This is a genomic window from Antrihabitans spumae (genome assembly GCF_043944905.1).
GTDB lineage: Bacteria > Actinomycetota > Actinomycetes > Mycobacteriales > Mycobacteriaceae > Antrihabitans > Antrihabitans spumae.
In genome coordinates this window covers 63884-88173 of record NZ_JBIMSN010000003.1, presented here as the reverse complement: position 1 = coordinate 88173, position 24290 = coordinate 63884, and the positions used below count along the sequence as shown (strand labels likewise).

Here is a 24290-nt window from a genome sequence, read left to right as displayed (position 1 = left end):
TTCACAGCCTTGCCCGCACCGCCGCGTGCAATTCGCGCAGACCCGACCGTTCGGTGGTCACTTCGAGCACCCGAACCCCGTGGTTGGCGACGCCGAGCGCTTCGGTCAATTGGTCGGGATCGACCAGCCGATGCGGGACCCGATACGCGCTGCAGAGTGCGGCGAGGTCCATTCCGTGCGGCGTGCCGAAGACCCGCTCGAACACTCCCGCGTACTGCGGATCACCCTGCTCGAGCAGTTCGAAGATGCCGCCGCCGTCGTCGTTGGCGACGACGATCGTGAGGTCGTCCGGGCGTGGTTCGCCGATGCCCATGAGCAGCCCCGCCGCGTCGTGCAGGAACGTCAGGTCGCCGATCAGTGCGACGGTCCGCCCCGGGTGTTTGAGGGCCGCGCCGACCGCGGTCGACACCGTGCCATCGATGCCCGCGACGCCGCGGTTCGACAGCACCCGTACGCCGGGCTTCGGGTAGCTGACGAGCGCCGCGTCTCGTACCGGGTTCGACGCACCGAGGAGAAGTTGGTCGCCCGGTTCCATCGCGTCGGTGACGACAGCGGCCACATGCAGGCCCGTCGGCTTCGGGTGCAGCGAAAGTTGTTCTCGGACTGCAATATCGGCATGCGACGCAAGCTTCTGACAACGCGCAAGCCAGGCTGCACGTGGCGATCCGGTGACAACCGCGCGCGTTCCGGTGCCGACGACGTTGCCGGAGACGTCTGGCCAGCGTGGACCGGTGGTCAGGGCAAAGACTGCGACAGCTGGGTTGGCGAGCAACTTCGCCACCGGCCGATGCAGCGTCGGGCGGCCCGTGATGATGGCTTGGCGTGGCTCCAGCAGCGGCAACGCGAGCGGATGCAGCGGCGGACCGTGCAAAGGTGCCGTCGGTTCGGCGACGGTCGGCACGCCCGCAAGTTCCGGCCGATGCCCCGACCCGTGGCCGGAGATGACGACGGTGTCGATCGAGAGGTCGATGTCGATCGGTACGTCGAGCGTCGCGTTCTGTGTCGTCGTCCACGCCGCACCGTTCGGCCGACCTGCAGGTGTGAGCTCGTCCGGATGGCGACCGGGGACCAGTGGTTCGCGCAGTGGGATGTCGAAGTGCACGGGTCCTGCGTTGCCCGACCGCGTTCCGCGCGCTGCTGCGAGTACCCGACAGACCGCCGACCGCCACTGACTGTTCTGGGCCAGACCGTCCTCGGCGAGCCCGAGGCTGACCGTGGCGCGAACCTGACTGCCGAACAGTCCGAGTTGCTCGATGGTCTGGTTGGCACCCGTGCCGAGCATTTCGTAGGGCCGGTTGGCGCTGAGGACCACCAGCGGCACACGTGCGTAGTTCGCTTCGAGGACGGCAGGACCGAGGTTGGCGACCGCGGTTCCTGAGGTCATCACGATCGGCACGGGTCGACCGCTCGAGATTGCGAGTCCGACTGCGAGGAAACCTGCGGTCCGTTCGTCGATGCGCATGTGCAACCGGACCCGCCCGGCAGCGTCGGCTGCCTGCAGCGCAAAAGCCAGCGGAGCATTGCGCGAACCCGGGCACAGAACGACGTCCTCGACGCCGCCGCGGACGAGTTCGTCGACGACAACGGTGGCCTGAGCGGTGGACGGGTTCACCTGTCCAGATTGTCAGACGGTGCGCGGTCCAGCTCTGTCGGCTCGATCACGGCGACTCGCCGAGCTGCACTGCTTAGGCTAACCTAAGCCCATGTCAAAGTACGTCAAGCCGCAGGAACGGCACATTCTCACGGCCAAGGTCCTCGCATCGAAGCAGATCAGTCCGAACTTCGTTCGCGTCACGGTCGGCGGCGAAGGCCTCGCACAGTTCGCGCCGATGGGCTTCGACCAGTGGTTCCGCTTCTTCTTCGCCCGCGAGGGCCAGGACGAACTCCGACTCCCCACCAAGGCGAGCAACCTCTGGTACGCGCAGTTCTTGCTGATGAGCAAGGACAGTCGGCCCGGTGTGCGTAACTACACGGTCCGCAGCTTCCGGGCTGCAGGTGAAGGCCAGTTCGGCGACACCGCCGAGATCGACATCGACTTCGTCACTCACGGCGACGCGGCACACGGCGATCTAGGTATCGCGTCCGCGTGGGCGAGCAGCGTCGAGGCAGGCAACGAGGTCGCGCTGCTGGACGAGGGTCTGATCTACAACCCGGTGGACAACGTGGATTGGCACCTGCTTGCGGGCGACGAGAGCGCGCTGCCTGCGATCGTGGGAATCCTGAACTCAGCGCCGAAGGATGCGCGGATCGAAGCGTTCATCGAGATTGCACATGCCGACGATGCCCAAGAGATTGCCGGACCCGATGGCGCGAACGTCCACTGGATCGTCCGCAAAGACGCGCACGGTCGTCCGGGAGTGGAGGTCGTCGAGGCGGTGAAGAAGGCGACGCTGCCAGACGGACCGTGCTACGCATTCTTGGCAGGGGAAAGGGAATTGGCGACAGGCCTTCGCAGGCACCTCGTCAACGAGCGCCACGTCCCGAAGGCCAACGTGACTTTCACCGGTTACTGGCGCCTCGGCAAGGCAGCGCCGGGCTAGGCGGCTTCGCCGGTCGTGAGTCCTTTCGGAGGTTGGGCCCTCCGAAAGGACTCACGAGCCGCTTGCGGCCTACTCCGCGTGACGCTGGACCAACGCACCCAATCGGGGCAGTGCTTCGATCACGTTCTTCTTGGCCGACGGCCGCATGGACTTGTAGACCTTCTTGGCGGCCTGACGGCTCGACGCCTCGATCCGCTCGTCGGTGACGCTCAGCAGCGCGTCGGCCACCTCGTCACCGCGTGCTGCGAGGAAGTCACCGAACTCGCCGCCGCCGGCTGCACCGAAGTCCTGCCAGAACGGCTCGAGGCGACCGAAGAACTCGGGCAGCAGCTTCTCGAGCGCCTCGGTGACGATCGACGGGCTGACCTTCTTGACGGCTGCATAGCCGCCTCGAACGGCAAGACCCGATGCACCCTTCTTCTCCGAAACCTCCAGGTCGATCAGTGCGCGCACCTCTGCGATCACGGTGTCGCGACGCGACGAGTCGAGCAACGTTTCTTTCAGTGCTGCAACCACTTTCAAGCCCTCCGTAACAATCTTCGACTACCGGCGCCCGACACTATACGGCTACGTCGCGGCGTCGCTGGTCAGCACTGCGTAGCACCTGCGCAACCGCTCGATCCACCACCGAGTGCGGTCGTCGCGAGCGGCGAGACGACGCAACCGCAGCAAATCCGGAGCGATCCGACCTACAGCCAAGGTGCCGTCGACAAAGTCCGGCGTCGGCGCGACGTCGGTTTCGAAGAAGCCACCTGTCCCGAGCCCACACGCAAGCTCCAGATTCGGCAAACTGGCTGCGGCCGCGAGCCCAGCACTCATCCCGACCGCCGAGTCGAGGGCGCTCGACACGACGAGCGGAACCCCGAACGACTCGAGGTCTGCTGCCAGCGACAGCAGCGCCTGCACGCCGCCGAGAGGGGCGACCTTCACTACCGCGACATCGAGACCGCCCATACGCGCGACGCGCAACGGATCGTCGGCGCGGCGAATGCTCTCGTCGGCGGCGATACGCACCTCGGGCAACCGCCGCCTGACCTCGACGAGTTCTTCGACGCTCGCGCACGGTTGTTCGGCGTATTCGAGCGGTACGTCCGCACTCAGCACGCACAGCGCTCGGACCGCCTCCTCGACCGTCCAGCCGCCGTTGGCATCGATCCGCACGTTCGGGATGTATTCGCGAACCGCCGCGACGCGACGGACATCGTCGACGAGGGACTGCCCCTTCTCTGCGACTTTGACCTTTGCCGTCCGCGCGCCCGGGAAGCGGGCGAGCACGGACGACACCTGGCTCGGCGCGACTGCGGGGACGGTCGCATTGACGGCAACCCGCGTGCGGACCTGCTCGGGAAAACCGGTCCACGCAGCCTCTATCGCGGAGTGCAGCCAGGCGGCGGATTCGTCGTCGTCGTATTCGGGAAACGGGGCGAACTCACCCCAGCCCGCAGGTCCGTGCAGCAGCACGACCTCGCGGTGGGTAATCCCACGAAACCGGACCCGCATCGGGAGGGTGACGACGTGCACCTCGGCAAGCAAGTCGTCGAGCGCGGGCAATATCGGCATGCTGCCCATTCTTGCCTCAACCCCTCACACGACGGATCCGCAGGGCCGGTCCGCACCGTCAGACGAACAACTCCAGCCACGACGACGTCTTCTCGATACGCATGCCGCTCGCTCGCTCACCGGAGGCAGACCCCGCCGGACCTGCGACCACTGTCGGTATCGCAGTCCGGTCCAGATCCCAGTCGGAAATCGCCGAGCACAGGCGCTGCGCCAGATCGGCGCCGGATGGACCGTGCCCGATGGCGCCGAGTTCGAACCGCGGACCTTCGGGGCCCGACCCCCGCGGTCGAACCGTCAGGTAGGCCACCGACGTGGCGTCGGCCAGAGCAGGATCGCGGTGCGCAATAACGGGCCGGCACAGACCCTGCTGGATCGCTTCCGGCGCAGCGCTCAGCCGACAACATCCCGGATCCGTCGCACTCATACGAAGCCAAATCCCGTCGAAGCTGTCGCCTCCACCGATCGTGGCTTTGGACCACCGCTCGACGCCTTCCTGATCCAGCACCCCGACAAGCGACTCCGATGTAATCGCCTGGTCCGCATCGACCACGAGCTGAACAAAACCGTCGGAGGAGATGATTTCGGTGCGCTCGCCGTCCTCCTGCCCGATCATCGGCACGAACCCGCACGACACGGCCGAATACGAGCGCAGCTGTCCGCCGAGGTAGTCGAACCCCACACTCCACGATTGTCCGCGCCAGCGCAGCGGGACGACGAGCTTGCCGCCGTCGGCCAGCTGGGAGTACCACGAGCGCGGAATGTCCCACGCGCCGACTGTCGCGATAATTCTGTCGTACGGGGCACCATCGGGCTCTCCGATCCCGCCATCGGCTACCACCGTCCGGACACTTGCAAATCCATTGTTGTCCAACGCAACTCGCGCACCGCTTACGACTTCTTCGTCGATGTCGATGCTCGTCACAGCGCCGTGGTCGCCGACGACGGATGCCAGCAGCGCTGCGTTGTATCCGGTTCCCGTGCCGACCTCGAGGACCTTCATCCCTGGACGGATGTCGAGCTGGTCGAGCATCAGCGCCATCAGGCTCGGCATCGACGCAGAACTCGAGACGGCACCGTCGCGATCGCGCTTGGTGATCACGACGTCGTCGGCATAGGCCGCGGCAATCGACACCGCCGGCACGAACACGTGTCGTTCGACCTTCCGCATCGCCTGCTCCACAGCATCCGTGCCGGCGTACCGGACGCTTCGAATCCGGTCGACCAGCAGCTGCCGCGCCTGTGCGGACGACATCGGCACATTTTCTTCTGCCACGCCCTGCTCTGCCACGCTGTGCTCCCCCGCCCTCGATTGCTTCACTCCGACGTTCCCCCGATCCCCGGACCGCAACCATTTTGGCCCCAACCCGACACACGACGGATCCGCAGGGGCTTCACAGGCAGTTCGCAGGGTCAGCCACGAGACTCGCGGCGTGCATCAGGGGATTTCGTTGCTCGGCGGCTGGTTCCCGTCGATGGTGAAGCTGCTGACCGTCGTGCTCGCCGTCGCGGCTGTGGGTTGGCGGACTCGACGATGGCGGTATGTGTGGGTGCCGATCGCCATCGCGATCGGCGTCGCGGGGGCACTTGCCGCGCGGACGTATGTCGATTCCGAAGGCCTTGCCTCCGACCCAGCTCCACCGCAGTTGTGGTTGTGGACAGGGTGCTTCGTCGCGGCAGTAGCGGTCGCGATTCTCGGTTGGCGCGGTACGCGGTGGTGGCGTCGAGCGTTGTCGATTCTGTTGGTGCCCTTGAGTTTTGCCGCTGCCCTGGTCGTTCTCAACGAATGGGTCGGCTATTACCCGACCGTGTCGGCTGCATGGGGCGCGCTCACGGCCGGTCCGCTGCCCGACGAAATCGACGTCGCCGATCTCGCGGGCCTACGCGGCACGGTGCAGGACACCGGCAAGGTCGTGCAGGTCGACATACCGGACGACGCAAGCGGTTTCGCCCACCGATCCGAGTACGTCTACCTGCCGCCCGCCTGGTTCGCCGGCACAACACCACCCGCTTTGCCTGCGTTGATGATGATTGCGGGTGAATTCAACACTCCGGCAGACTGGTTGCGCAGTGGTGGTGCGATCGAGACTGTCGACGACTACGCAGGCAGCCACAACGGCCAGGCGCCGATCCTGGTGTTCGTCGACTCCGGCGGCAGTTTCAACAACGACACCGAATGCGTCGACGGGCCTCGCGGGAACGCCGCCGACCACCTCACCGACGACGTGCGGCAGTACCTCGTCTCGACCTTCGGCGCCTCCGCGAAACCCGAGAACTGGGGTGTCGTCGGATGGTCGATGGGCGGCACCTGCGCGGTCGATCTGACGGTCATGCACCCGGACCTGTTCACCACGTTCGAAGACATCGCAGGCGATGCGGGACCGACGGCAGGGACGAAGGACCAGACGATCGATCGACTCTTCGACGGCGACGCCACGCAGTGGGACGCCTACGATCCCGCAACCGTCATGGTGAAACATGGCCCTTACGTTGGAGTTTCGGGATGGTTCGAGGACACCGGTGCGCCTCCGAACGGAGGTAAGCGGCCACAGAACGGCAATTACCATCCACCACCGAGGACGACGTCGACCCCGAGTGGCTACGGCGGACACGACGACATACACGACACCGGCGAACTCGGCGCCGCCGACACCCTGTGCAAAGAAGCAGCTGCGCAACAGATTTCGTGCGACGTCCATACGGTCTCGAGTGGTCACACGTGGCAGTTCGCGACGCAGGCCTTCACGGACGCGCTGCCGTGGCTGGCAGACCACATCGGAACCGACAGCTAGACCGCCGACGCGTTGGGGTCGATGCCCCCTGGATGGTGCGGCAGCAGGGTGTAAGCGATCTCGGGCGGCATGTCTTCGGGCGGCACAGCGTCGGGATCGAGGGGATCTGCGAGATCGACGAAGGGCTCCAGCGACCGACCGCCGAGCAAGGGATTGCGCTGTACCTCCACAACGACCGCGACGACAAGCAGAATCCCGACAAAGCCGACCATGATGCCCATATACGCCTCCGGACCCTGCACACTGCGCCTCGCGCCGAGTCTAGGCCGAAGCGTGCGCGAACGCCTTACTGCTGGCCGGGAAGAAGTTGGACCATCAATGCATCGGAGTCCGCGAGCAGCGTTCCCGCTTCGTCGGAGAGACGGGCACTGACGAATGCCTTGCGGCCTTCGACGCGATCGACCCGACCTTCGATGACGAGCGGCACGTTGAGCGGCGTGACCTTGCGGTAGTTGATGTGCAGGTACGCGGTTCGGCTGATCGGTCGGCCGGCGGCGTGGACGGTCATGCCGAAAATATCGTCGAAAAGCAAGGGCAGGACGCCGCCGTGTGCGGCTGCGTTGCCACCGAGGTGATAGCGCCGGAACACTCCACGGCTGCGGACACCTTCGGCGTCGAACTTCTCGATCATCCACGGCAGCATAAGCAGACTGCCGCGGCCGGGAAGTCCGATCACGCGCCCGCCTGTGGCTTCACCCTCTCTCGCTTCGTAGGGGGCCAACAGCGCTGCGAGTGCTTCGGCTTGCGTGCGGGCCTCGGCGAGCACGTCGTCCGGCGCATCGATCGACACGGCGAGGTCCTGGAGTGTGCGCATGACCTGGATGAACGGCCCGAAATTGGGTCCGGGCGTTGCAGCGGTGAACTTCGGAAATCCGCCGTGGTGTTCGTACTCTTCGTCCACGGAGGTTTGGCCGTTCGCTGCCTGTTCACTCATACGGTCACGTTAGCCGATGCAGTTATACGGTGTCAGATTTGCCCGGCAGGTTTTCACCGAACTGCGACGCACTCGACATTGCTTCGTGCACGTGATGACCGTGACAACCAGAGGCATTACCTAGGCTGGGCAGGTGACCTTCAATCCGCAGCTGTGGCGACCCGTTCCGGGATTCGAAAATCTCACCGACATCACCTACCACCGGCACGTCGAGCAGGGCACGGTCAGAATTGCGTTCGATCGGCCCGACATTCGGAACGCGTTCCGACCGCATACCGTCGACGAGCTCTACCAGGCACTCGACCATGCGCGGATGGCGTCCGACGTCGGCGTCGTACTACTGACCGGCAACGGGCCGAGCAGCAAGGACGGCGTCTGGTCGTTCTGCTCCGGCGGCGACCAACGTATTCGCGGGCGCAGCGGCTACCAGTACGCGAGCGGGGACACCGCCGACACCGTCGACAAGGCGCGCGCAGGCAGGTTGCACATTCTCGAAGTGCAGCGGCTGATCCGGTTCATGCCGAAAGTGGTCATCGCCCTCGTCAACGGTTGGGCCGCCGGCGGCGGCCATTCGCTGCATGTCGTCTGCGACCTCACTCTCGCCAGCCGCGAGCACGCGCGCTTCAAGCAGACCGACGCCGACGTCGGCAGCTTCGACGGTGGCTACGGCAGCGCCTATCTCGCGAAGTTGGTCGGACAGAAGTTCGCCCGCGAGATCTTCTTCCTCGGCCACACCTACACAGCCGACGAGATGCACAACATGGGCGCTGTGAACAAAGTTGTCGACCATGCCGACCTGGAAGACGTCGCCCTCGAATGGGGGGCCGACATCAACGGCAAGTCGCCGCAGGCCCAGCGCATGCTCAAGTACGCGTTCAACCTTGCCGACGACGGTCTGGTCGGCCAGCAACTGTTCGCCGGCGAAGCGACACGGATGGCGTACATGACCGACGAAGCCGTCGAGGGTCGGGATTCGTTCCTGGAGAAGCGCAAACCCGACTGGTCCCCCTACCCCTGGTACTTCTGAGGTAAGACTGAAGTTGTGGACCCGCAGAAACCGCACGAGAAACACGTCCGACCCGACGGCGTCACCGACGAGACGGTCGCAGCGGTCGGCAAAGTGTCCGAAGCGCTGGAGACCATCGAACGCGCACGCGGACATCTCTACGATTTCCATCAGCTGACCGGCCACGCCGACCTACTGCTCGGCGAGGCAGCCGATGCGCTCGAGGAGGCCGGACACGCGGCGACAGCGCAGCAGCTACGCGACGAACTCGTCGGCCGAAACGTCGTCGAGGGTCGCTGGACCTTTCAGTTGGTCGAGGAGTTCGACGACGGCTACTGGTCGGCATTTCGCGAGGCGGACAAGCGGATTCGCGACGAACTGCAGGGTGGAAAGCGGCATCTATTCGAGGCCGAGATGAAGGAATCACGACGCACACACGGGCGTCGACACCACGAGGCACGGCCGATCCAGGGAGCTTGAAGCGATGCAGGTACTCAGCAGCAGAATCATCTTGCGTCCTGCCGATCACGCACGCACGCTCACCTTCTACCGCGATGTGATCGGCCTTGCCATCGCCCGCGAGTACCCGGGCGGCACTGTGTTCTTCGCCGGTCAGGGCTTGATCGAGGTGACGTCGTACAGCGGAACCGGAGCGTCGAGCTCCTTCGACGGCGCGATTTGGCTTCAGGTGAAGGACCTGGCAAAGGCGCAGAGCGAGTTGGCGGCCAAGGGGGTCCCCATCGATCGCGAAGCCAAGAAGGAGCCGTGGGGACTGCGTGAAATGTGGATCACCGACCCCGACGGAGTAAGCATCGTCGTCGTCCAGATACCCGACGATCATCCTTTGCGACGCGACACACGGTCGACTACAACGTGACGTAAACCTCCTGCATATCCGGGCATATCGGTCACTTGGTGGACGGCAGATGAACACCCGCGACCCTGGCTGGCTTTCCGTGGATCGAGTACGCACACTAATCGCGTGAGCGCTGAACTCCTCGTCCTCCTAATCGTCGTCGTAACGGCTCTGGCCTTCGACTTCACCAACGGTTTTCACGACACCGCGAATGCGATGGCGACATCGATCGCTACCGGTGCACTCAAACCGAAGGTGGCAGTCGGCCTCTCCGCTGTTCTCAACCTTGTCGGCGCCTTCCTTTCCGTGGAAGTGGCCGCAACCGTTGCCAAAGGAATAGTCGACCTCAAAACCGTGCAAGGCCAAGACCTTCTCGTGATCGTCTTCGCCGGACTCGTCGGCGGCATTCTCTGGAACCTCGCAACGTGGCTCTTCGGCATTCCATCGAGTTCGTCGCACGCTCTCTTCGGTGGACTCATCGGAGCGACGATTGCCGCGCTGGGAACCAGCGGTGTCATCTGGGCAAAGGGGTCCGACGGCGTCGTCAACAAGATCCTCGTTCCCGCACTGCTCGCTCCCGTGGTCGCCGGCCTCGTCGCCGCGATCGGCACGTTCGCGGTCTACAAGATCACCGATCGCGTCAACGAGAAGAACAAGGAAGAAGGCTTCCGCTGGGGCCAGATCGGGTCGGCGTCACTCGTTTCGCTCGCACACGGCACCAACGACGCGCAGAAGACGATGGGAATCATCTTCCTGGCCCTCGTTGCCCATGGCACGATCAACGGTGATTCGGAGATGCCCTTCTGGGTCAAACTCTCCTGTGCATTGGCCATTGCGCTCGGTACCTACCTCGGCGGCTGGCGAATCATTCGCACGCTCGGCAAGGGGCTTGTCGAGATCGCGTCGCCGCAGGGATTCGCGGCTGAATCTTCATCTGCAGCAATCATTTTGACGTCCAGCCACTTCGGCCTTCCCTTGTCGACCACACAGACGGCAACCGGCTCGATCCTCGGAACCGGCGTCGGCAAGAAGGGCGCGGAGGTCCGGTGGGGCGTCGCGGGTCGGATGGCCGCCGCGTGGCTGCTCACCCTGCCTGCCGCCGGCATCGTCGGCGCAATCTGCTGGGCCCTCGCTCACGCGATCGGTGGACTCGGTGGCGTGCTCGTTGTGTTCGGAATCCTCGTCGCGCTGTCGGGCTACATGTACCTGCGCTCGAAGAAAAACCCGGTCGACACCTCGAACGTCAACGAAGACTGGGACGGCGGACTCACGCCTCCTTCGGAAAAAGTCAAGACGAGCACCCCCGCCGACCCGGCGAACGTCTGAGAAGGGCGAACGTAGAACATGGATACTTTCCTCAAAACCGTCGACTCGCTGTGGCGCGTCGTCGCCATCGGCCTCGTATTCGGCGCCGGGCTGCCCGTCGTATTCGCCTACGGAATCAAGTTCCTCGCGGTCAACGAGATCAATGCAGACGGTACGGTCGGTCGCCGTAATCCGGTGATGGCATTCGCCGGATCTGCTCTGCTCGCATTGGTCTTGCTCTCCGTTATCGCGGGAGTTCTCTTCATTGCCAAGGACTTCATCCTTACCAGCTTCGACATCTCCCTCTTCGGGGCAAAGGCGAAAGGATAATCACGTGACTGCAGAAACGAACGCGGAAAATCAGTCGATACTCCAGACCGTCATCGGTTGGCTGCGCGCCGGATACCCGCAGGGTGTGCCCCGCGAGGACTACATCGCACTCTTCGCCGTGCTGCACCGTCGGTTGACCGAATTCGAAGTCCGCAAGATCGCCGATCAGTTGATTGCCAACGCCGTCGCCGAAGACGGTGTTATCGAACGCAGTGAGATCGAGGATGCAATTGCGAAAGTCGCGTTGGAGCAGCCCGGCGACGACGATGTCGCACGCGTAGCGTCGCGTCTGGCAGCGGGCGGATGGCCACTGGCCAATCCGTCGGACAACTGAGCTGACCACCTTGGCACTTCCGCCATTTCTCGCCAACGTCCTCGGCTGGCTCCGTGCCGGCTATCCCGAGGGCGTGCCCGAAAGGGACTACGTTCCACTCTTGGCATTACTGACTCGCAAGCTGTCCGACGACGAGGTCGAACAGATCACAACAGCGCTAGTCACCGCGGGCGACCTTCCCATCGACAAGACCGACATCCAAGTGATGATCACCAAGATCACTGACGAGATGCCGCTGTCCTCCGATGTGGATCGGGTCAGCTCCAGACTCGCGGCGGGCGGCTGGCCGACTGCCGATCCGACGACGGATCTCGAATCGCCCTAGTGGTGTCAGGCACCCCGACCGTTCCCGACGGCGATGCGTGACACCATCGAAGAGTGAGCAACACACTTCGTACGCTGGCTGTGCCGTCCGGCGATGCCGTTGCCGAAATACTTCCTGTCTTGCGAGAAGTATTGGCGGGCAACACCTCAGCGGTCCTGCCGGTCCCTGCAGGTGACCTCCGCGAGACGGCTCGGCTCGAGAGGGCGCTTGCGTCGGGTGAGCGGATAGAAGACGGCGTCGCACTTGTCGTCGCGACGTCCGGTACCACGGGAACCCCCAAGGGCGCGATGTTGTCGGCAGCCGCGTTGCGTGCGAGCGGTTCCGCGACACACGAGCGACTCGGCGGAGCAGGCAGCTGGTTGCTTGCACTGCCGACCCACCACATCGCCGGTCTGCAAGTCCTGTTTCGGGGCATACTTGCAGGCCTTCCGCCGGTGGTTCTCGATGTCTCCGACGGTTTCGATCCAGCGGCACTGGCACCTGCGATCGATGCGATGCCGGGTCCCCGCCGCTACACCTCACTGGTCCCGACGCAGCTCGTCAAAGCGCTCGACGACGCGGCGGGCGTTGCTGCATTGACGCGTCTCGATGCAGTGCTGCTCGGCGGGGCGGCGACTCCGGTCTGGTTGCGCGAGAAGGCAACCGACGCAGGTATCACGCTGTTCCGGACCTACGGAATGAGCGAGACGTGCGGCGGTTGTGTCTACAACGGGGTTGCCCTCGACGGTGCCCTGGTCGAGATCGAGGACGGCCGCGTCGTGCTCGGCGGCCCGATGGTTGCTACCGGGTATCGCGGACTACCCGAGCACCCATCGTTCGCGCGGCAAGGCTGGTTCCGAACCGACGATGCGGGCACGGTGAGCGACGGCATCCTGACCGTCACGGGACGGTTGGACGAAGCCATCTCGACGGGCGGTCTCACGGTCGTCCCGCAGGTTGTCGAAGCCGCGATTCTCAGCCATCCCGACGTCCGCGAATGTGCGATCGTCGGTGTCGCCGATCGACGCTTGGGTGAACGTGTCGTCGTTGCGGTCGTCGCCGCACCCGGTGCGACGCCGACGTTGGGAAATATTCGCGATCACGTTGCGCAAGAGCTTGATTCGACGGCCGCGCCGCGCGAGCTGCTCGTGGTCGAAGCACTACCCCTGCGCGGGCCGGGCAAGGTCGATCGAGCGGCCGTGCGAGCCCTTTTCGGGCAGTAGGCGGCTCCACCGCTCGTGCGTCTTTTCGGCGCGCCGGCCCTCCGAAAGAACTCACGAGGCCGAAGGCCCTAGCGAAGTTCCGTCACAGCCAGATGCGCGGCCCGGCCGATCGCCTGGTCGACGACGGGAAGCAGCGGGTCGGCCCGGGCCGCCCGCGTGAACACCGCGACCGCGACGGCTGTCTCACCTGGAAACTCCACCACCGCAACCTCATTGCGGATTGCGCCGATCGTTCCGGTCTTGCCGGATACGACAACTCCGCTGTAGGGAAACCCCGATCGAATTCGATGCGGCCAAATCTGTTCCGACATCACCCTTTTGACCAACTGTGTGGAGATATCCGACACCGCATTTCCCATCCAGATCGCGTTCAGCAGCGTCGTCATCTCACGCGGAGTCGTCGCACTCGTGAAGGCAGGGTCGTACACAGTCGAGGTCCGCTCGTCGAAACTGTCGGCGAGCGATTCGAATGCCTCCCTCGTCGTGTGCACGTCCATGTCGGCGCGCAGCATTCGGTGCGCGTCGTCTGTGCCGCCGACGATTCGAGTTCGCGACAAGCCAAGCTCGGCAAGAACTTTCGCCACGGACTCGAGCCCGACCATACGCAGGATGATGTCCGCGGCACCGTTGTCGGACACCGTCATCATCGACCTCGCGAGGTCGCGCACGCTCAGTTCCACTGGGTCCTGGAAGATCGACAGGCCCGTCGGCCCGAGCGTGCAGGTCGCGGGATCGACCCGCACCGTGTCGGTCGGCGACAGTTCGCCGCAGTCGAAAGCCCTGCACAGCGCCACCATCAGAGGCAGCTTGTAGACCGATGCGGTGACGACGAGATCGTCGGAGTCGACGTCGACGCATTCCGTCGGCGCTGCCGAATCGGGTCCGATCCTGCGCGCATGCAACCAACCGACGCACCCCGCGTCAGCGAACACGTCGCGGATCCGCTTCTCGGTGAACTCGAACCGAGACATCGCCGCCGACCTGCTCACGGCCGGGCTCCGCCGATCGCGCGATCGAGCGTCCTTGCGAGCAACGCCGCGTCGGTACCTCGGCGGCAGATCGTTCGCACGCGCAAGGCAAGAGCGTCCGGGGCAAACTCGACCCACGTCACGCCGGGCATCGACGCGGGTGGGGAGGCCGTGACGCCGAAACAGCGTCCGGCCGCCACCTGCGCGAGCAGTTCTCGCGACCCGTTGGAGACGATGAGCTCCGGGTCGAGACCTCGCGCACGCCAGCCGTCGACGAACAGATCGTACGCAGCCGGATTGTCCGAGCGCTGACCCGTCGACAGCGCCAGACCGCGAAACATGCGCGCCTGCGGCCGTTTTGCCGATGCGACAGGATGGCTGGACGGAACGATGACCCACCGCCTGAGTTGCAGCACAGGGCCGCTTGCAACATCGGTCAGCAGCGCCGGGTGTTCGATCACGGCGACGTCGAGCAGTCCGCTGGTGACGCTCTCCACGAGGTCTGCCGTTGCGGCTGTGGTCGTTTCGACCTTCGGGTCTCCCTCGGAGTCGACGGCGACGAGCGCGCCTATGCATTCGAGCACGACCTCATCGGTGACGGATGACGTTGTGCCCCAACGAACAACTGCGTGACGGCCTCCTGCGATGCGCAGCGCTTCGTCCTCGAATCGCGCCGCATCGGCGACGAGCAGCCGAGCGCGCGGCAGCAGTTGGCGTCCGGCGTCGGTCAGTCCGACGCGACGCCCACCACGATCGACGAGGACCGAGCCGAGCCGATTCTCGAGCCGCCGAACGCCCTGTGACAGCGGCGGTTGCGTCATGCCGAGGCGGGCCGCCGCGTTCCCGAAATGGCCCTCCTCAGCGACCGCGACGAAAAATTTCAGATGGCGGAGCAGGTCCATGCTCACCATTCAACCAGCCTTCGGAAACCGACCAGGATTTCTTCGGTGCTCGAATCCGCCCCCCAGCAGCACCGATATCGAAATCGACTCGCGGCGGACGCGGGATCGTCTTTGCATCGCCTTTCGCGGGACACGATAGTGAATTTATGAGCCGAACCCTGTCGAAGCCTGTGCGCCGCAGTCCGAAACTCGCCCTGTGTGCCGTCGTATTCACGTTGCCCGCGCTACTCGGCGCGTGCACCGAGACGACCGAAAGGTCCAACAGCACAACCACTTCCAGTACAACGGCAGCGCCGTTGGACAGCCAGAAGCTCGACGCCGATATGTCCGCCCTCGAATCTCGATACTCGACCCGAATCGCCGTAACCGCGATCGATCCGACCGACGGTCGAAGCTACCGACATCGCGCGGACGAACGCCTGGCCATGTGTTCGACCTTCAAAACCTATGCCGTTGCCGCGCTCCTTCGCGCCGTCGCAGCTGGCACTGTGTCGCTCGACGACAAGAGGACGATAGAGCCCGGCACGGTCGTCGTGAATTCGCCGGTCACATCGGAAGCAGTCGGCACGCAGCTGACGCTGGCACAACTCGCCGACGCAGCATTGACCCGCAGTGACAACACCGCGGGGAACTACCTGCTCGACACGATCGGTGGACCAGCCGCGATTACGTCGTACGCCAGATCCGTCGGCGACGACGCCACTCGCCTCGACCGCCGCGAACCCGAACTCAACGAAGCTCTGCGTGGCGACCCACGAGACACGTCGACCTCGGACGGTCTCGCGGCGGGCTACAACGCGGTGCTGCTCGAAGACGCACTCGGATCGGCCGAACGTGAGCAACTGGTCAACTGGATGCGGGCGAGCCAAACCTCGGACAAGCGGATGCGCGCAGGCCTGCCTGCCGGCTGGACCGCTGCCGACAAAACCGGTGCGGGCGATTACGGGACCGTCACCGACGCCGGTGTCGTCTGGCGACCCGATGGCACACCCGTTGTCCTAGTGGTTCTGACCGACAGCCTGACCGATCAGGCGGACGCCGCGGGCAACAATCAGGTGATCGCAGACGCCACCGCGGCAGTCCTCGCACAGTTGGGCTGACCCTCGGCGATTCCGCAACGGCCGCACACCGCCTACCGTGGCTACCATGACGATGAAGTCACCCGACGCTGCGCTCGGTGAAACGACCGCGTTGCGCATGCCGACGGTCGCGATCGTCGGTGCGGGAATGTCCGGAATCTGCATGGCCATAACACTTCTCGATGCGGGCATCACCGACGTCACGATCTACGAGAAGGCCGACGAGATCGGCGGGACCTGGCGCGACAACACCTATCCCGGACTCAGTTGCGATGTGCCGTCGCGTTTCTACCAGTACACGTTCGCGACGAACCCCGGCTGGACGCATCTGTTCTCCCCTGGCGCTGAAATCCAGTCGTACTTCGCGGGGGTCGTCGACAGCCACCAGCTACGCGGCAGGATTCGCTTCGGCACGGAGATCGTCGATGCCCGATTCGCAGACGATCGGTGGCAGCTGCGGACCGCGGCCGGAGAGGATTCGGTCGTCGATTTTCTGATCTCGGCCACCGGCATCCTGCGTGAGCCCCGCTATCCGAATATCAAGGGATTGAACGACTTCGGTGGCGCAATCATGCACTCTGCTCGCTGGGATCACACCGTCGAGATGGCGGGTCGACGTGTCGCCGTCATCGGTACCGGGTCGACCGGGGTGCAGATCGTGTGCGGATTGTCGGGTGAGGTCGGTCGTCTCGCGCTGTTTCAGCGCAGCGCCCAGTGGATTCTTCCGCTACCCAATCCGTCCTACACAGCGCTTGCCGCGCCGGTCCATCGTCGGTTGCCGGTACTGGACCGTCTGGGGTACCGCGGCTATCGCGGTGTTTTCGAATGGTTTTCGAAGGCGTTGGTGGCGCCGGGCTGGCGACGCCGCGCAATCTCGCAGGCGTGTCGCGCCAATCTCCGCACCGTGCGCGACCCCGATCTGCGTCGCAAGCTGACACCCGACTATCAGCCGATGTGCCGGCGGCTCGTCATCTCGGCAGGTTTCTATCGAGCGATGCAACGACCCGATGTCGAGCTGGTCACCGAGGCCATCGACCACGTCGAGGAGCGCGGGATCGTCACGACCGACGGCCGGCTGCACGAGTGCGACGTAATCGTCCTGGCAACGGGTTTCGACGCGCACGCATTTATGCGCCCGATGAACCTCGTCGGACGCGACGGCAGCACGATCGACGAGTTGTGGGCCGAAGGACCCAGGGCGCACCTGACCGTTGCGCTACCTGGCTTTCCGAATTTCTTCATGTTGATGGGGCCGCACAGTCCGGTCGGCAACTACTCGCTCACCGCCATCGCCGAGACCCAGGCCGACCACATCACCGCATGGATAAGCCGTTGGCGCAAAGGTGAATTCGACTCCGTCGCACCCAAAGCTCGAGCGACAGAGCAATTCAATGCGGAGCTACGTGCCGCACTGCCGAATACCGTGTGGGCAACCGGTTGCACCAGTTGGTATCTCGGCAAGGACGGGTTGCCGGAGCTGTGGCCGTGGTCGCCGGACCGCCATCGTGAGGTGCTCGAAGCCCAACCGGTCGCGGCAGACTACGACCTTCGAGTCACGGCGAAGGCAGCTCCGTTCGGCACGGATGACGTTGTATGACAGCCCCGTTCGACCCTCAGGCCGACGCTGCAGTCCGGTCGTACTCGCTACGCGCAACGTGCACATCGTCCATATGCGCTTCGGCCCACGACTTTATGGCCCGCATGAGCGGCATGAGGCTGTGCCCTAGATCGGTGAGTTCGTAGTCGACCCGAACAGGGACCTCGGCCGTGACGTACCGCGCGACCAGGCCGTCGCGTTCGAGTGAACGCAGGGTCTGGGTCAGCATCTTCGGGCTCACCCCTGCGACATCCTTGGACAATTCCCCGTAGCGCCGAGGACGGTCCGCCATGGCAGCGAGGACCAGCCCGACCCACTTGTCACTGATCCGATCGAGCAGCTGCCGGGACGGGCAAGCGGCCATAAATGCGTCGTACTCGAGCTTCGCTTCCTCACGCCGCTGTGCTGCAGTTCTTGTCGCCACGCCTACCTCCACCAGCTAAGACACCGCCAGGTACCTACTACCCAACGGGTAGCTACACCATAGGCGCCTCCGCCGCTCGTGAGTCTTTTCGGTGGTCGGGCGCGCCGAAAAGACTCACGAGCCGCTTGCGGCCTACACGATATTCAGCGCATCCAAGAACCGGGTACCGACCTCGGTGTCGCCGGTGACCGTGACGTCCGATTCGCGCCACGGCCGCCTCGTCGTCGACCACACCGGGAACTCTTCCGCCTGCGCGACGATCTTGGCAACCGTCCCCGGACCCTCACCTTCGGTGACACGCAACCGTCCCTTGCCTGCCGGATCGATGCGCCAGACACCGCCACCGTTCCCAAGCAATTTCAGCGACACCCCGGCGTCCAGCCACCGCATCTCGTCTTTGTTCATCTGCTCGACGCCGGCGAGGAGCCACTCGACGACCGCTGCCATCCGGTTGTCGTCGGTCGGCGGGACCGGACGATCCAGCGCGGACGCGATGTCGTGCCGCAGATGTAGATGCCACTCGTAGACGTACACGGGAGGTGAACACACCGAGCGGGTAGGTCCCCAGCTCACCGATCGGAAACCGAGCTCGACGGATCAGTGGCGCCAGCATGGGTCGCGCTGCCCTGATTACCCAGGAACTCCAGGTCTCGAACTCGGCCAACGCTTCGGCCGCAGTCTTGTCGTCCCGCTCGCCACGCCGACGTCGTTGGTCCGCTCGATCTCCTTGGTCCGCAACAACGTGATGAGCTCCGGCGTGAACGGCGCTCGTGCGGTCGCTCCGAGATGCGCCACAACGTCCTGGACTGTCCAGCCCGACGCGGCACTCGGGGCCGACCACTCCGCGTCGGTGAGAGCGTTGCAATAGTCCAGTACCGTCGTCCGCTCGGCTTGCAAGGCCGCGATCCTGTCTGCACGCATGCGTCGCAATCTACCCGCCGAAAGCGGACGCAATCGCCGCGCAAGTGGCGTGCAAGAACGGGCAGTGAAGGTTGCATCATGAACTTCTCCGCAACCTCAGCAGTCCCCGCCGTCGAGGCGGACGGACTCGTCAAGAAATTCGGCCAGCAGCGCGCGGTCGACGGTGTCAGCCTGACCGTCCCCCAGGGTGCGGTCTACGGCATTCTCGGCCCGAACGGTGCCGGCAAGACCACCGCCCTTCGTATGTTGGCGACCCTCCTACGCCCGGACGCAGGGAGCGCCCGGATCTTCGGCTACGACGTCGTCAAGGATTCGACAGCGGTCCGCTCACTGGTCGGCGTCACCGGCCAGTACGCATCCGTCGACGAGGATCTGTCGGCGACCGAAAACCTGATCATCTTCTCCAGGTTGCTCGGCCTCAGCCGCGCCGATGCCCGCCGCAAGTCGACGGAACTGCTCGAAGAGTTCGACCTCACCGAAGCCGCGACAAAGCCGCTCAAGAACTTCTCCGGCGGTATGCGACGCAGGCTCGACCTCGCCGCCAGCCTCATCTCGGCCCCTCCGCTGCTGTTTCTCGACGAGCCGACCACCGGCCTCGACCCACGAACTCGAGCACAGATGTGGGAAACGATCCGACGGCTCGTCCGCGAGGGCGCGACGGTGCTTCTCACAACGCAGTACCTCGACGAAGCAGACCAACTTGCCGATCGGATCGCCGTCATCGACCGCGGCAAGGTGATCGCCGACGGTACCGCCGACGAACTCAAAGCATCGGTCGGAGTGTCGTCATTTCAGTTGACCCTCACCGACCGTTCCCATACGGCGGACGCTCGCTCGATCGTTGCCTCCTACCTCGGCGTCGACGTTGCGATCACCCCCGAGGCGGGCCGCCTCACCGCCCCCATGACCGACTCGAGTGTGACGCCGGAACTTCTGATTCGCCTGCGCGACAGCGGAATTGTCGTCGACGAAATCACAGTCTCCAAACCGAGCCTCGACGAGGTCTTCCTCACCATCACCGGACACACCGCAGAAGAGAAGAGCGTCGCGTGACAACCACAGCCGTCGCAGAACGCGACACCAAATCCCCCGAACCACCCATCCGTCCCGTACCGACAGCACGCAGCATCAGCATCACGCAGACGATCGAGAACTCGTTCACGATGGCCTACCGCGGCGTGCTGAAGATCAAGCACAACCCCGAGCAGCTGTTCGACGTCGTCATCCAGCCGGTCATCTTCACGTTGATGTTCAGCTACATTTTCGGCGGCGCGATCTCCGGTGATGTGAAGAGCTACCTCCCGATCATCATTCCCGGCATCCTGGTCCAGACCGTCATCACGACGTCGGTCGTCACCGGTGTGCAACTGCGCGAGGACATGAACAAAGGTGTCTTCGACAGATTCAAATCCCTTCCCATCGCTCGTATCTCACCGCTCTCCGGTGCACTGCTCGCCGACGTAATTCGCTACGCGATTGCGACGGTCATCACCATCGTGGTCGGTCTGTCGATGGGCTTCCGCCCGGGCGGCGGCATCGTCGGCGTCGCGGCCGCAGGCATCCTGGTGATCGTCTGCTCGTTCTCGGTCAGCTGGATCTTCGCGTTTATGGGCGTCATGATGAGCAAAGCCTCTTCCGTGCAGGGCATTTCACTGCTCGTACTGTTCCCGCTCACATTCCTGTCCAACGCCTACGTCAACGTCGAAACAATGCCGGGTTGGTTGCAAGCCTTCGTGAAGGTCAATCCGATCAGCCAGGTCGTCAGCGCGATTCGTGAGCTGATGAACGACGGCCACTTCGGTATCCACGTCGTGTGGTCGCTGCTCGGCGCGGCGGTCCTGGTCGCGATCATGGCACCACTCACCGTCCGGATGTACATGCGAAAGGCCTAGTGCCCTAAGTTAGATGCGAGCGATCAGCACCATGATCTCTCGTGCCGCGACTGCCCGCTTCACCCCAGCCGCCCGGTTCAGTTCTGCATCGACGATCTCGTCGCCCAGGACCGACCGGGCGGCTTCGTTGTGTCGGGCAAGCGCCATCGACGGATAGTCCTGACGTGCTTTCGCCGGATCGGCAAGAGCGAGCAGGCGCAACCCGACGGCCGGATCGCGACCACTTGCGATGGCATAGCTGCCGACGGCGGCGGCGACGCCGCCGATCTGCGGCAGATCCAGAAACCGGCCGAGACGCGCGGCGGCCAGCGTGATCGTCTGCGCCACAATTGCTTCGATCTCGCCGGCCCGCCCATGCAGAACATTCGCACAGATCACCGCGCAGGCAAGCAGCGTGTCGTACGGACCCGGAGCCGGGCCCGCGTGCGGCCAGCCTGCATGCGCGAGTGCAGAGTCGTAGCGTTTCAGCCCTGCGTCGATGTTGCCTTCTGCGAGATCGGCTTCCGCGAGGCTTGCCGTCATAGCGGCGTATCGCTGTTTCGCCTCGTCCGACGGCCCCGGCATTCCGGTGCCGTCAGCACCCGGATCGGTGAACAGGGCTTCGAGTTCGCGACGGCATTCCTCGGGTCGCCCGGCACCGACGAGAGAGGCCCCGAGAAACCCGCGGACCTGGACGCTCTCGTCGTAGGCATGCAACTGCAGCAGGGCATCGATCGCTTGCCGGTAGTAGTCGACGGAATCCTCGTAGCGGGCCGATTGCCCAGCAAGGCTGCCGAGATGCTGGCAGACCATGGATTCCATGTAGACGTCGCCCCGTTCGGTCGCGAGCACGAGCGCCTCGGTTCCGTCTCGGAGCGATCCGTAGATATCACCGTTGTTCTCTCTGATGTTCGCGCTGATGCCGAGTGCCGCCGAGCGTGACCATTCGTCATCCGAGTGCGCGGCTTCGGCCAACATACGAGCAGTGCCTTTGCCACTCACCGGCGAAACCACCAGCGACGCGTACAGTCGCACCGCCGGATCGAGGTGTCGGTCCGCCTTCAACACTGCACGAACACGTAACCGAGCCAACGCAATCGGGCGGACATCACCGCTGATGAACATGTGCAGACCGGCAAGTAGGTACGACATCACCAGGAGGTCGGCAGGGATTTCGTCGTCGACGGGTCGTGCATCGATGTCGAGAATCCTTGGTCCCCAGGCGAATATCTCCGAATGCGAGCCCCGGACGGCCCTCCCCATGCCGAGCACGGCGAACACGGTGTACACGACCAGCCCGTCGCGTCGGGAGATGGCACTGCGCAGGACGGCAAGCAGGTTTTCGTGCTCCGCGGTCATCAGATCCGCTGTCGCGACCTGACTTCCGAAGCGCGCGCCGTCGAGCATCTGTACCGCGATATCGCACGCCCACAATGCCATTCGACGCTCGGTCTCGTCGGCCTCCCCCGCTGCAGCCAACTGCTCCTCACCGAATTCGCGGACGGTCTCCAGCATCTGGTAACGCAGTCCGCTCGGACCGTCGTCCTCGATCACCGTGAGCATCGACTGGTTGACCAGACCGTCGAGCGCATCCGCGATGTCCGTGACACCGCTTGTTCCCGAATCGCCCCATTCGGCAACTTTTTCCGCAGCTGCGATCGTGAAACCTCCTGGGAAGCGGCACAGTCGGCGGAGCGCGGCCTGCTGCGAGAGGTCGAGGAGGTTCCAGCTCCATTCGATGACGGCATGCAGCGTCCGGTGTCGTTCCGGCGGGGTCCGATCGGCGCTGCGTAGCAACTCGAATCGATGGCGGAGGCGGGTGTTGATCTGCTCGACGGTCATCGTTCGAGTCCGCGCGGCGGCGAGCTCGATTGCAAGAGGGAGCCCGTCCAACGTGCTGCACAGCCTGGCGACCTCGTCCGCGTCGAGGCGAACGGCAGGGCGCACCGCCTTTGCTCGGGCCGAAAACAGTTCCGTTGCAGGCGATCCCGCAGCATCGATAGTCAAAGGCGGCAACGGGTAGACGGTTTCGGCCGTGAGCATCATCGGCGCACGGCTGGTCGCCAGCACGGTCAAATGTGCAGTTGCGGAGACGAGTTCGGCAACGATGTCCGACACGTCGTCTATCACGTGCTCGCAGTTGTCGAGGATGAGCAGCAGCTTTCGCACCGACACCGCTTGCCGCAGTCGGGCGCGCGCCGAATCCAGTCGGGTTCGCGTCAACGCGCCCGGCTCGATCACAACTTCGCTGACCCCGAGGGTGCCGCTGATCGCGCCGATCACGTCGTCACCGCTGCGCACCGACGCGAGTTCCACCAGGACGACGGGCAGCTCTGCTGCAGCGCGTGAACCGATTTCGTTCACGACCCGCGTCTTGCCGGTGCCGCCGGGACCGAGAACGGTGGTAACCCTCGACGTCTGCAGCAATGCTTCGATCGCGGCGATGTCGTCTGCGCGTCCCAGCAGGGTATTGGGTGCCGCACGTAGGCCGATCGAGGTCGGCAGCTCCGTCCGTGGCGGCTGCCGAGTCTGTGGTGACGCGATGGGCGTAGAAACTTCGCCGCGCAGGATCGCAGTGTTGAGTTCGACGAGCGCCGCGCTCGGGTCAGCGCCCAGTTGGTCTGCCAATTGCGATTTCAGTGCGGCGAAGATATCGAGTGCGTCACTGTCGCGGCCGAGGCCGACCAGAATCTGCATCAGTTCGGCGTGTGCGGCCTCGTCCAACGGGTGGCGTTCCGCGCGTTCCTTCGCCCCCGTCAACGCGCCGGACAGGTCACCCATCGCGACGCGTGCAGCGATCTCGACCGCGTCCAGCGCGGCCAGCCGAGCGGCAGCCTCGATGCCGAGGTCGGACGCAAGCTGACCGTCCGGCAGGTCCGCGCCTGGCTCGCCCCGCCACAGGGCCCGCGCCACCCCTACCGATTCGACTGCGCCGCGATGATCTCCCTCGGCGTGGCGGTGCTGGGCGCGCTGTTCGAGTTGGCGCGCAAGGGTGATGTCCACCTGCGTCTTGCCAAGGGCCAACCGGTAGCCGGCGGGACCCATTTCGACGGCACCGTCGGGCAACGCCGCGCGTAACCGCGATACCTGGGTGTGCAGCGCATTCATGGGCGAGCGCGGTGGCTGATCAGCCCAGACCTCGTCGATCAGGGCCTGGGCGCTGCGACTTCTGCCGGGCCGAGCGGCCAGCGCCACGAGCAAACAGCGCGCCCGGGCACCCGGAAGCGGAACCAGACAACCGTCGCGGCGCGTCGATACCTCACCCAGCAGGGCCACGACGACGCCTGCGGGCTCAGTTGCCGATACCGGCGGCGTAAGTGGGACGCTCGAGTCTGGATGCACCGATG

26 protein-coding genes are annotated in these 24290 nt (G+C 64.6%); 14 read left to right on the top strand and 12 right to left on the bottom strand.

Annotated elements, in window-relative coordinates; genetic code table 11:
- Position 1 precedes the first annotated feature (1 nt).
- Positions 2-1612, bottom strand: a complete 1611-nt coding sequence (gene menD / locus ACHIRB_RS01100; RefSeq protein ID WP_395123240.1) for a 2-succinyl-5-enolpyruvyl-6-hydroxy-3-cyclohexene-1-carboxylic-acid synthase — start codon at positions 1610-1612, stop codon at positions 2-4.
- A gap of 91 nt (positions 1613-1703) precedes the next feature.
- Here menD and ACHIRB_RS01095 point away from each other — a divergent pair, with 91 nt between their 5' ends.
- A complete protein-coding gene (locus ACHIRB_RS01095; RefSeq protein WP_395123239.1) occupies positions 1704-2540 on the top strand; it encodes a siderophore-interacting protein in 837 nt (278 codons plus the stop codon).
- A gap of 69 nt (positions 2541-2609) precedes the next feature.
- Here ACHIRB_RS01095 and ACHIRB_RS01090 read toward each other — a convergent pair whose 3' ends face one another.
- Genes ACHIRB_RS01090 through fxlM form a run of 3 tightly spaced genes read right to left on the bottom strand, consistent with a single transcriptional unit; the run spans position 2610 to position 5388 of the window.
- Positions 2610-3056 carry a DUF6918 family protein gene (locus ACHIRB_RS01090; protein WP_199703529.1) on the bottom strand — a complete coding sequence of 149 codons (447 nt, stop codon included), beginning with the start codon at positions 3054-3056 and terminating at the stop codon, positions 2610-2612.
- Positions 3057-3107: 51 nt separating this feature from the next.
- Complete coding sequence (locus ACHIRB_RS01085; RefSeq protein ID WP_395123238.1) at positions 3108-4100, bottom strand: o-succinylbenzoate synthase; 993 nt, start codon at positions 4098-4100, stop codon at positions 3108-3110.
- Positions 4101-4158: 58 nt separating this feature from the next.
- Entirely contained in the window at positions 4159-5388 is a 1230-nt protein-coding gene (gene fxlM, locus ACHIRB_RS01080; RefSeq protein WP_395123237.1) for a methyltransferase, FxLD system, read from the bottom strand.
- A 184-nt stretch (positions 5389-5572) separates the two neighbouring features.
- Here fxlM and ACHIRB_RS01075 point away from each other — a divergent pair, with 184 nt between their 5' ends.
- Entirely contained in the window at positions 5573-6889 is a 1317-nt protein-coding gene (locus ACHIRB_RS01075) for an alpha/beta hydrolase-fold protein (protein ID WP_395123292.1), read from the top strand.
- Here ACHIRB_RS01075 and ACHIRB_RS01070 read toward each other — a convergent pair.
- Positions 6886-7110: a hypothetical protein gene (locus tag ACHIRB_RS01070; RefSeq protein WP_395123236.1), complete on the bottom strand. Its 225-nt coding sequence runs from the start codon at positions 7108-7110 to the stop codon at positions 6886-6888. The two genes, ACHIRB_RS01075 and ACHIRB_RS01070, sit on opposite strands and share 4 nt — an antisense overlap.
- 65 nt (positions 7111-7175) lie before the next feature.
- Entirely contained in the window at positions 7176-7823 is a 648-nt protein-coding gene (locus ACHIRB_RS01065; RefSeq protein WP_395123235.1) for a PaaI family thioesterase, read from the bottom strand.
- Between the two features lie 133 nt (positions 7824-7956).
- On the opposite strand from ACHIRB_RS01065, the gene ACHIRB_RS01060 reads away from it, so the two are divergent.
- The 8 genes from ACHIRB_RS01060 (at position 7957) to menE (ending at position 13181) form a co-directional block, all read left to right on the top strand.
- Complete coding sequence (locus ACHIRB_RS01060) at positions 7957-8850, top strand: 1,4-dihydroxy-2-naphthoyl-CoA synthase (protein ID WP_199703534.1); 894 nt, start codon at positions 7957-7959, stop codon at positions 8848-8850.
- 15 nt (positions 8851-8865) lie between these two features.
- Positions 8866-9309: a hypothetical protein gene (locus ACHIRB_RS01055; RefSeq protein WP_395113556.1), complete on the top strand. Its 444-nt coding sequence runs from the start codon at positions 8866-8868 to the stop codon at positions 9307-9309.
- 4 nt (positions 9310-9313) lie between these two features.
- The gene (locus tag ACHIRB_RS01050) at positions 9314-9706 is read left to right on the top strand and encodes a VOC family protein (protein WP_395113555.1); all 393 of its coding nucleotides are present in this window, start codon (positions 9314-9316) and stop codon (positions 9704-9706) included.
- 105 nt (positions 9707-9811) lie between these two features.
- Entirely contained in the window at positions 9812-11011 is a 1200-nt protein-coding gene (locus ACHIRB_RS01045; protein ID WP_395113554.1) for an inorganic phosphate transporter, read from the top strand.
- 18 nt (positions 11012-11029) lie between these two features.
- Positions 11030-11320, top strand: a complete 291-nt coding sequence (locus ACHIRB_RS01040; RefSeq protein WP_395113553.1) for a hypothetical protein — start codon at positions 11030-11032, stop codon at positions 11318-11320.
- 4 nt (positions 11321-11324) lie between these two features.
- Complete coding sequence (locus tag ACHIRB_RS01035; protein WP_395113552.1) at positions 11325-11654, top strand: DUF3349 domain-containing protein; 330 nt, start codon at positions 11325-11327, stop codon at positions 11652-11654.
- A gap of 10 nt (positions 11655-11664) precedes the next feature.
- Positions 11665-11979: a DUF3349 domain-containing protein gene (locus ACHIRB_RS01030; RefSeq protein ID WP_395123234.1), complete on the top strand. Its 315-nt coding sequence runs from the start codon at positions 11665-11667 to the stop codon at positions 11977-11979.
- A 53-nt stretch (positions 11980-12032) separates the two neighbouring features.
- Entirely contained in the window at positions 12033-13181 is a 1149-nt protein-coding gene (gene menE / locus ACHIRB_RS01025) for an o-succinylbenzoate--CoA ligase (RefSeq protein WP_395113551.1), read from the top strand.
- A 68-nt stretch (positions 13182-13249) separates the two neighbouring features.
- Here the strand turns inward: menE and ACHIRB_RS01020 are convergent, their stop codons facing one another.
- Both ACHIRB_RS01020 and ACHIRB_RS01015 read right to left on the bottom strand, forming a co-directional pair.
- Positions 13250-14152: a serine hydrolase gene (locus ACHIRB_RS01020; RefSeq protein ID WP_395113592.1), complete on the bottom strand. Its 903-nt coding sequence runs from the start codon at positions 14150-14152 to the stop codon at positions 13250-13252.
- Between the two features lie 14 nt (positions 14153-14166).
- Positions 14167-15060, bottom strand: a complete 894-nt coding sequence (locus ACHIRB_RS01015) for a LysR family transcriptional regulator (protein WP_395113550.1) — start codon at positions 15058-15060, stop codon at positions 14167-14169.
- A gap of 137 nt (positions 15061-15197) precedes the next feature.
- Between ACHIRB_RS01015 and bla the strand changes: the two genes are divergently transcribed.
- Together bla and ACHIRB_RS01005 are read left to right on the top strand one after the other, a co-directional pair.
- Entirely contained in the window at positions 15198-16151 is a 954-nt protein-coding gene (bla, locus tag ACHIRB_RS01010; RefSeq protein ID WP_395113549.1) for a class A beta-lactamase, read from the top strand.
- Between the two features lie 52 nt (positions 16152-16203).
- A complete protein-coding gene (locus tag ACHIRB_RS01005) occupies positions 16204-17727 on the top strand; it encodes a flavin-containing monooxygenase (protein WP_395123291.1) in 1524 nt (507 codons plus the stop codon).
- Positions 17728-17743: 16 nt separating this feature from the next.
- Here the strand turns inward: ACHIRB_RS01005 and ACHIRB_RS01000 are convergent, their stop codons facing one another.
- The 3 genes from ACHIRB_RS01000 to ACHIRB_RS00990 form a co-directional block, all read right to left on the bottom strand.
- Complete coding sequence (locus tag ACHIRB_RS01000; RefSeq protein WP_395113548.1) at positions 17744-18151, bottom strand: winged helix-turn-helix transcriptional regulator; 408 nt, start codon at positions 18149-18151, stop codon at positions 17744-17746.
- Positions 18152-18283: 132 nt separating this feature from the next.
- Complete coding sequence (locus tag ACHIRB_RS00995) at positions 18284-18700, bottom strand: hypothetical protein (RefSeq protein WP_395123233.1); 417 nt, start codon at positions 18698-18700, stop codon at positions 18284-18286.
- An 81-nt stretch (positions 18701-18781) separates the two neighbouring features.
- Positions 18782-19072 carry a maleylpyruvate isomerase N-terminal domain-containing protein gene (locus ACHIRB_RS00990; RefSeq protein ID WP_395123232.1) on the bottom strand — a complete coding sequence of 97 codons (291 nt, stop codon included), beginning with the start codon at positions 19070-19072 and terminating at the stop codon, positions 18782-18784.
- Between the two features lie 78 nt (positions 19073-19150).
- Here ACHIRB_RS00990 and ACHIRB_RS00985 point away from each other — a divergent pair, with 78 nt between their 5' ends.
- Together ACHIRB_RS00985 and ACHIRB_RS00980 are read left to right on the top strand one after the other, a co-directional pair.
- On the top strand, positions 19151-20125 hold the full coding sequence (locus ACHIRB_RS00985; protein ID WP_395123231.1) for an ATP-binding cassette domain-containing protein: 975 nt from the start codon (positions 19151-19153) through the stop codon (positions 20123-20125).
- Entirely contained in the window at positions 20122-20964 is an 843-nt protein-coding gene (locus ACHIRB_RS00980; protein WP_395113545.1) for an ABC transporter permease, read from the top strand. Before ACHIRB_RS00985 ends, ACHIRB_RS00980 begins: the two co-directional genes overlap by 4 nt.
- Positions 20965-20973: 9 nt before the next feature.
- Here ACHIRB_RS00980 and ACHIRB_RS00975 read toward each other — a convergent pair whose 3' ends face one another.
- Positions 20974-24285, bottom strand: coding sequence for a BTAD domain-containing putative transcriptional regulator (locus ACHIRB_RS00975; protein ID WP_395123230.1), 3312 nt, complete (start codon positions 24283-24285; stop codon positions 20974-20976).
- Between the last annotated feature and the right edge of the window lie 5 nt (positions 24286-24290).

What these genes read in the sequence shown, in the direction of transcription:
- ACHIRB_RS01085 (WP_395123238.1), bottom strand. Translation starts at nt 4,100, where the DNA reads ATGCCGATATTGCCCGCGCTCGACGACTTGCTTGCCGAGGTGCACGTC.
- ACHIRB_RS01065 (WP_395123235.1), bottom strand. Translation starts at nt 7,823, where the DNA reads ATGAGTGAACAGGCAGCGAACGGCCAAACCTCCGTGGACGAAGAGTAC.
- ACHIRB_RS00990 (WP_395123232.1), bottom strand. Translation starts at nt 19,072, where the DNA reads ATGCGTGCAGACAGGATCGCGGCCTTGCAAGCCGAGCGGACGACGGTA.
- ACHIRB_RS01075 (WP_395123292.1), top strand. Translation starts at nt 5,573, where the DNA reads ATGGTGAAGCTGCTGACCGTCGTGCTCGCCGTCGCGGCTGTGGGTTGG.
- ACHIRB_RS01020 (WP_395113592.1), bottom strand. Translation starts at nt 14,152, where the DNA reads ATGTCTCGGTTCGAGTTCACCGAGAAGCGGATCCGCGACGTGTTCGCT.
- ACHIRB_RS01070 (WP_395123236.1), bottom strand. Translation starts at nt 7,110, where the DNA reads ATGGGCATCATGGTCGGCTTTGTCGGGATTCTGCTTGTCGTCGCGGTC.
- bla (WP_395113549.1), top strand. Translation starts at nt 15,198, where the DNA reads ATGAGCCGAACCCTGTCGAAGCCTGTGCGCCGCAGTCCGAAACTCGCC.
- ACHIRB_RS01040 (WP_395113553.1), top strand. Translation starts at nt 11,030, where the DNA reads ATGGATACTTTCCTCAAAACCGTCGACTCGCTGTGGCGCGTCGTCGCC.
- ACHIRB_RS01050 (WP_395113555.1), top strand. Translation starts at nt 9,314, where the DNA reads ATGCAGGTACTCAGCAGCAGAATCATCTTGCGTCCTGCCGATCACGCA.
- ACHIRB_RS01015 (WP_395113550.1), bottom strand. Translation starts at nt 15,060, where the DNA reads ATGGTGAGCATGGACCTGCTCCGCCATCTGAAATTTTTCGTCGCGGTC.
- ACHIRB_RS00985 (WP_395123231.1), top strand. Translation starts at nt 19,151, where the DNA reads ATGAACTTCTCCGCAACCTCAGCAGTCCCCGCCGTCGAGGCGGACGGA.
- ACHIRB_RS01005 (WP_395123291.1), top strand. Translation starts at nt 16,204, where the DNA reads ATGAAGTCACCCGACGCTGCGCTCGGTGAAACGACCGCGTTGCGCATG.
- ACHIRB_RS01095 (WP_395123239.1), top strand. Translation starts at nt 1,704, where the DNA reads ATGTCAAAGTACGTCAAGCCGCAGGAACGGCACATTCTCACGGCCAAG.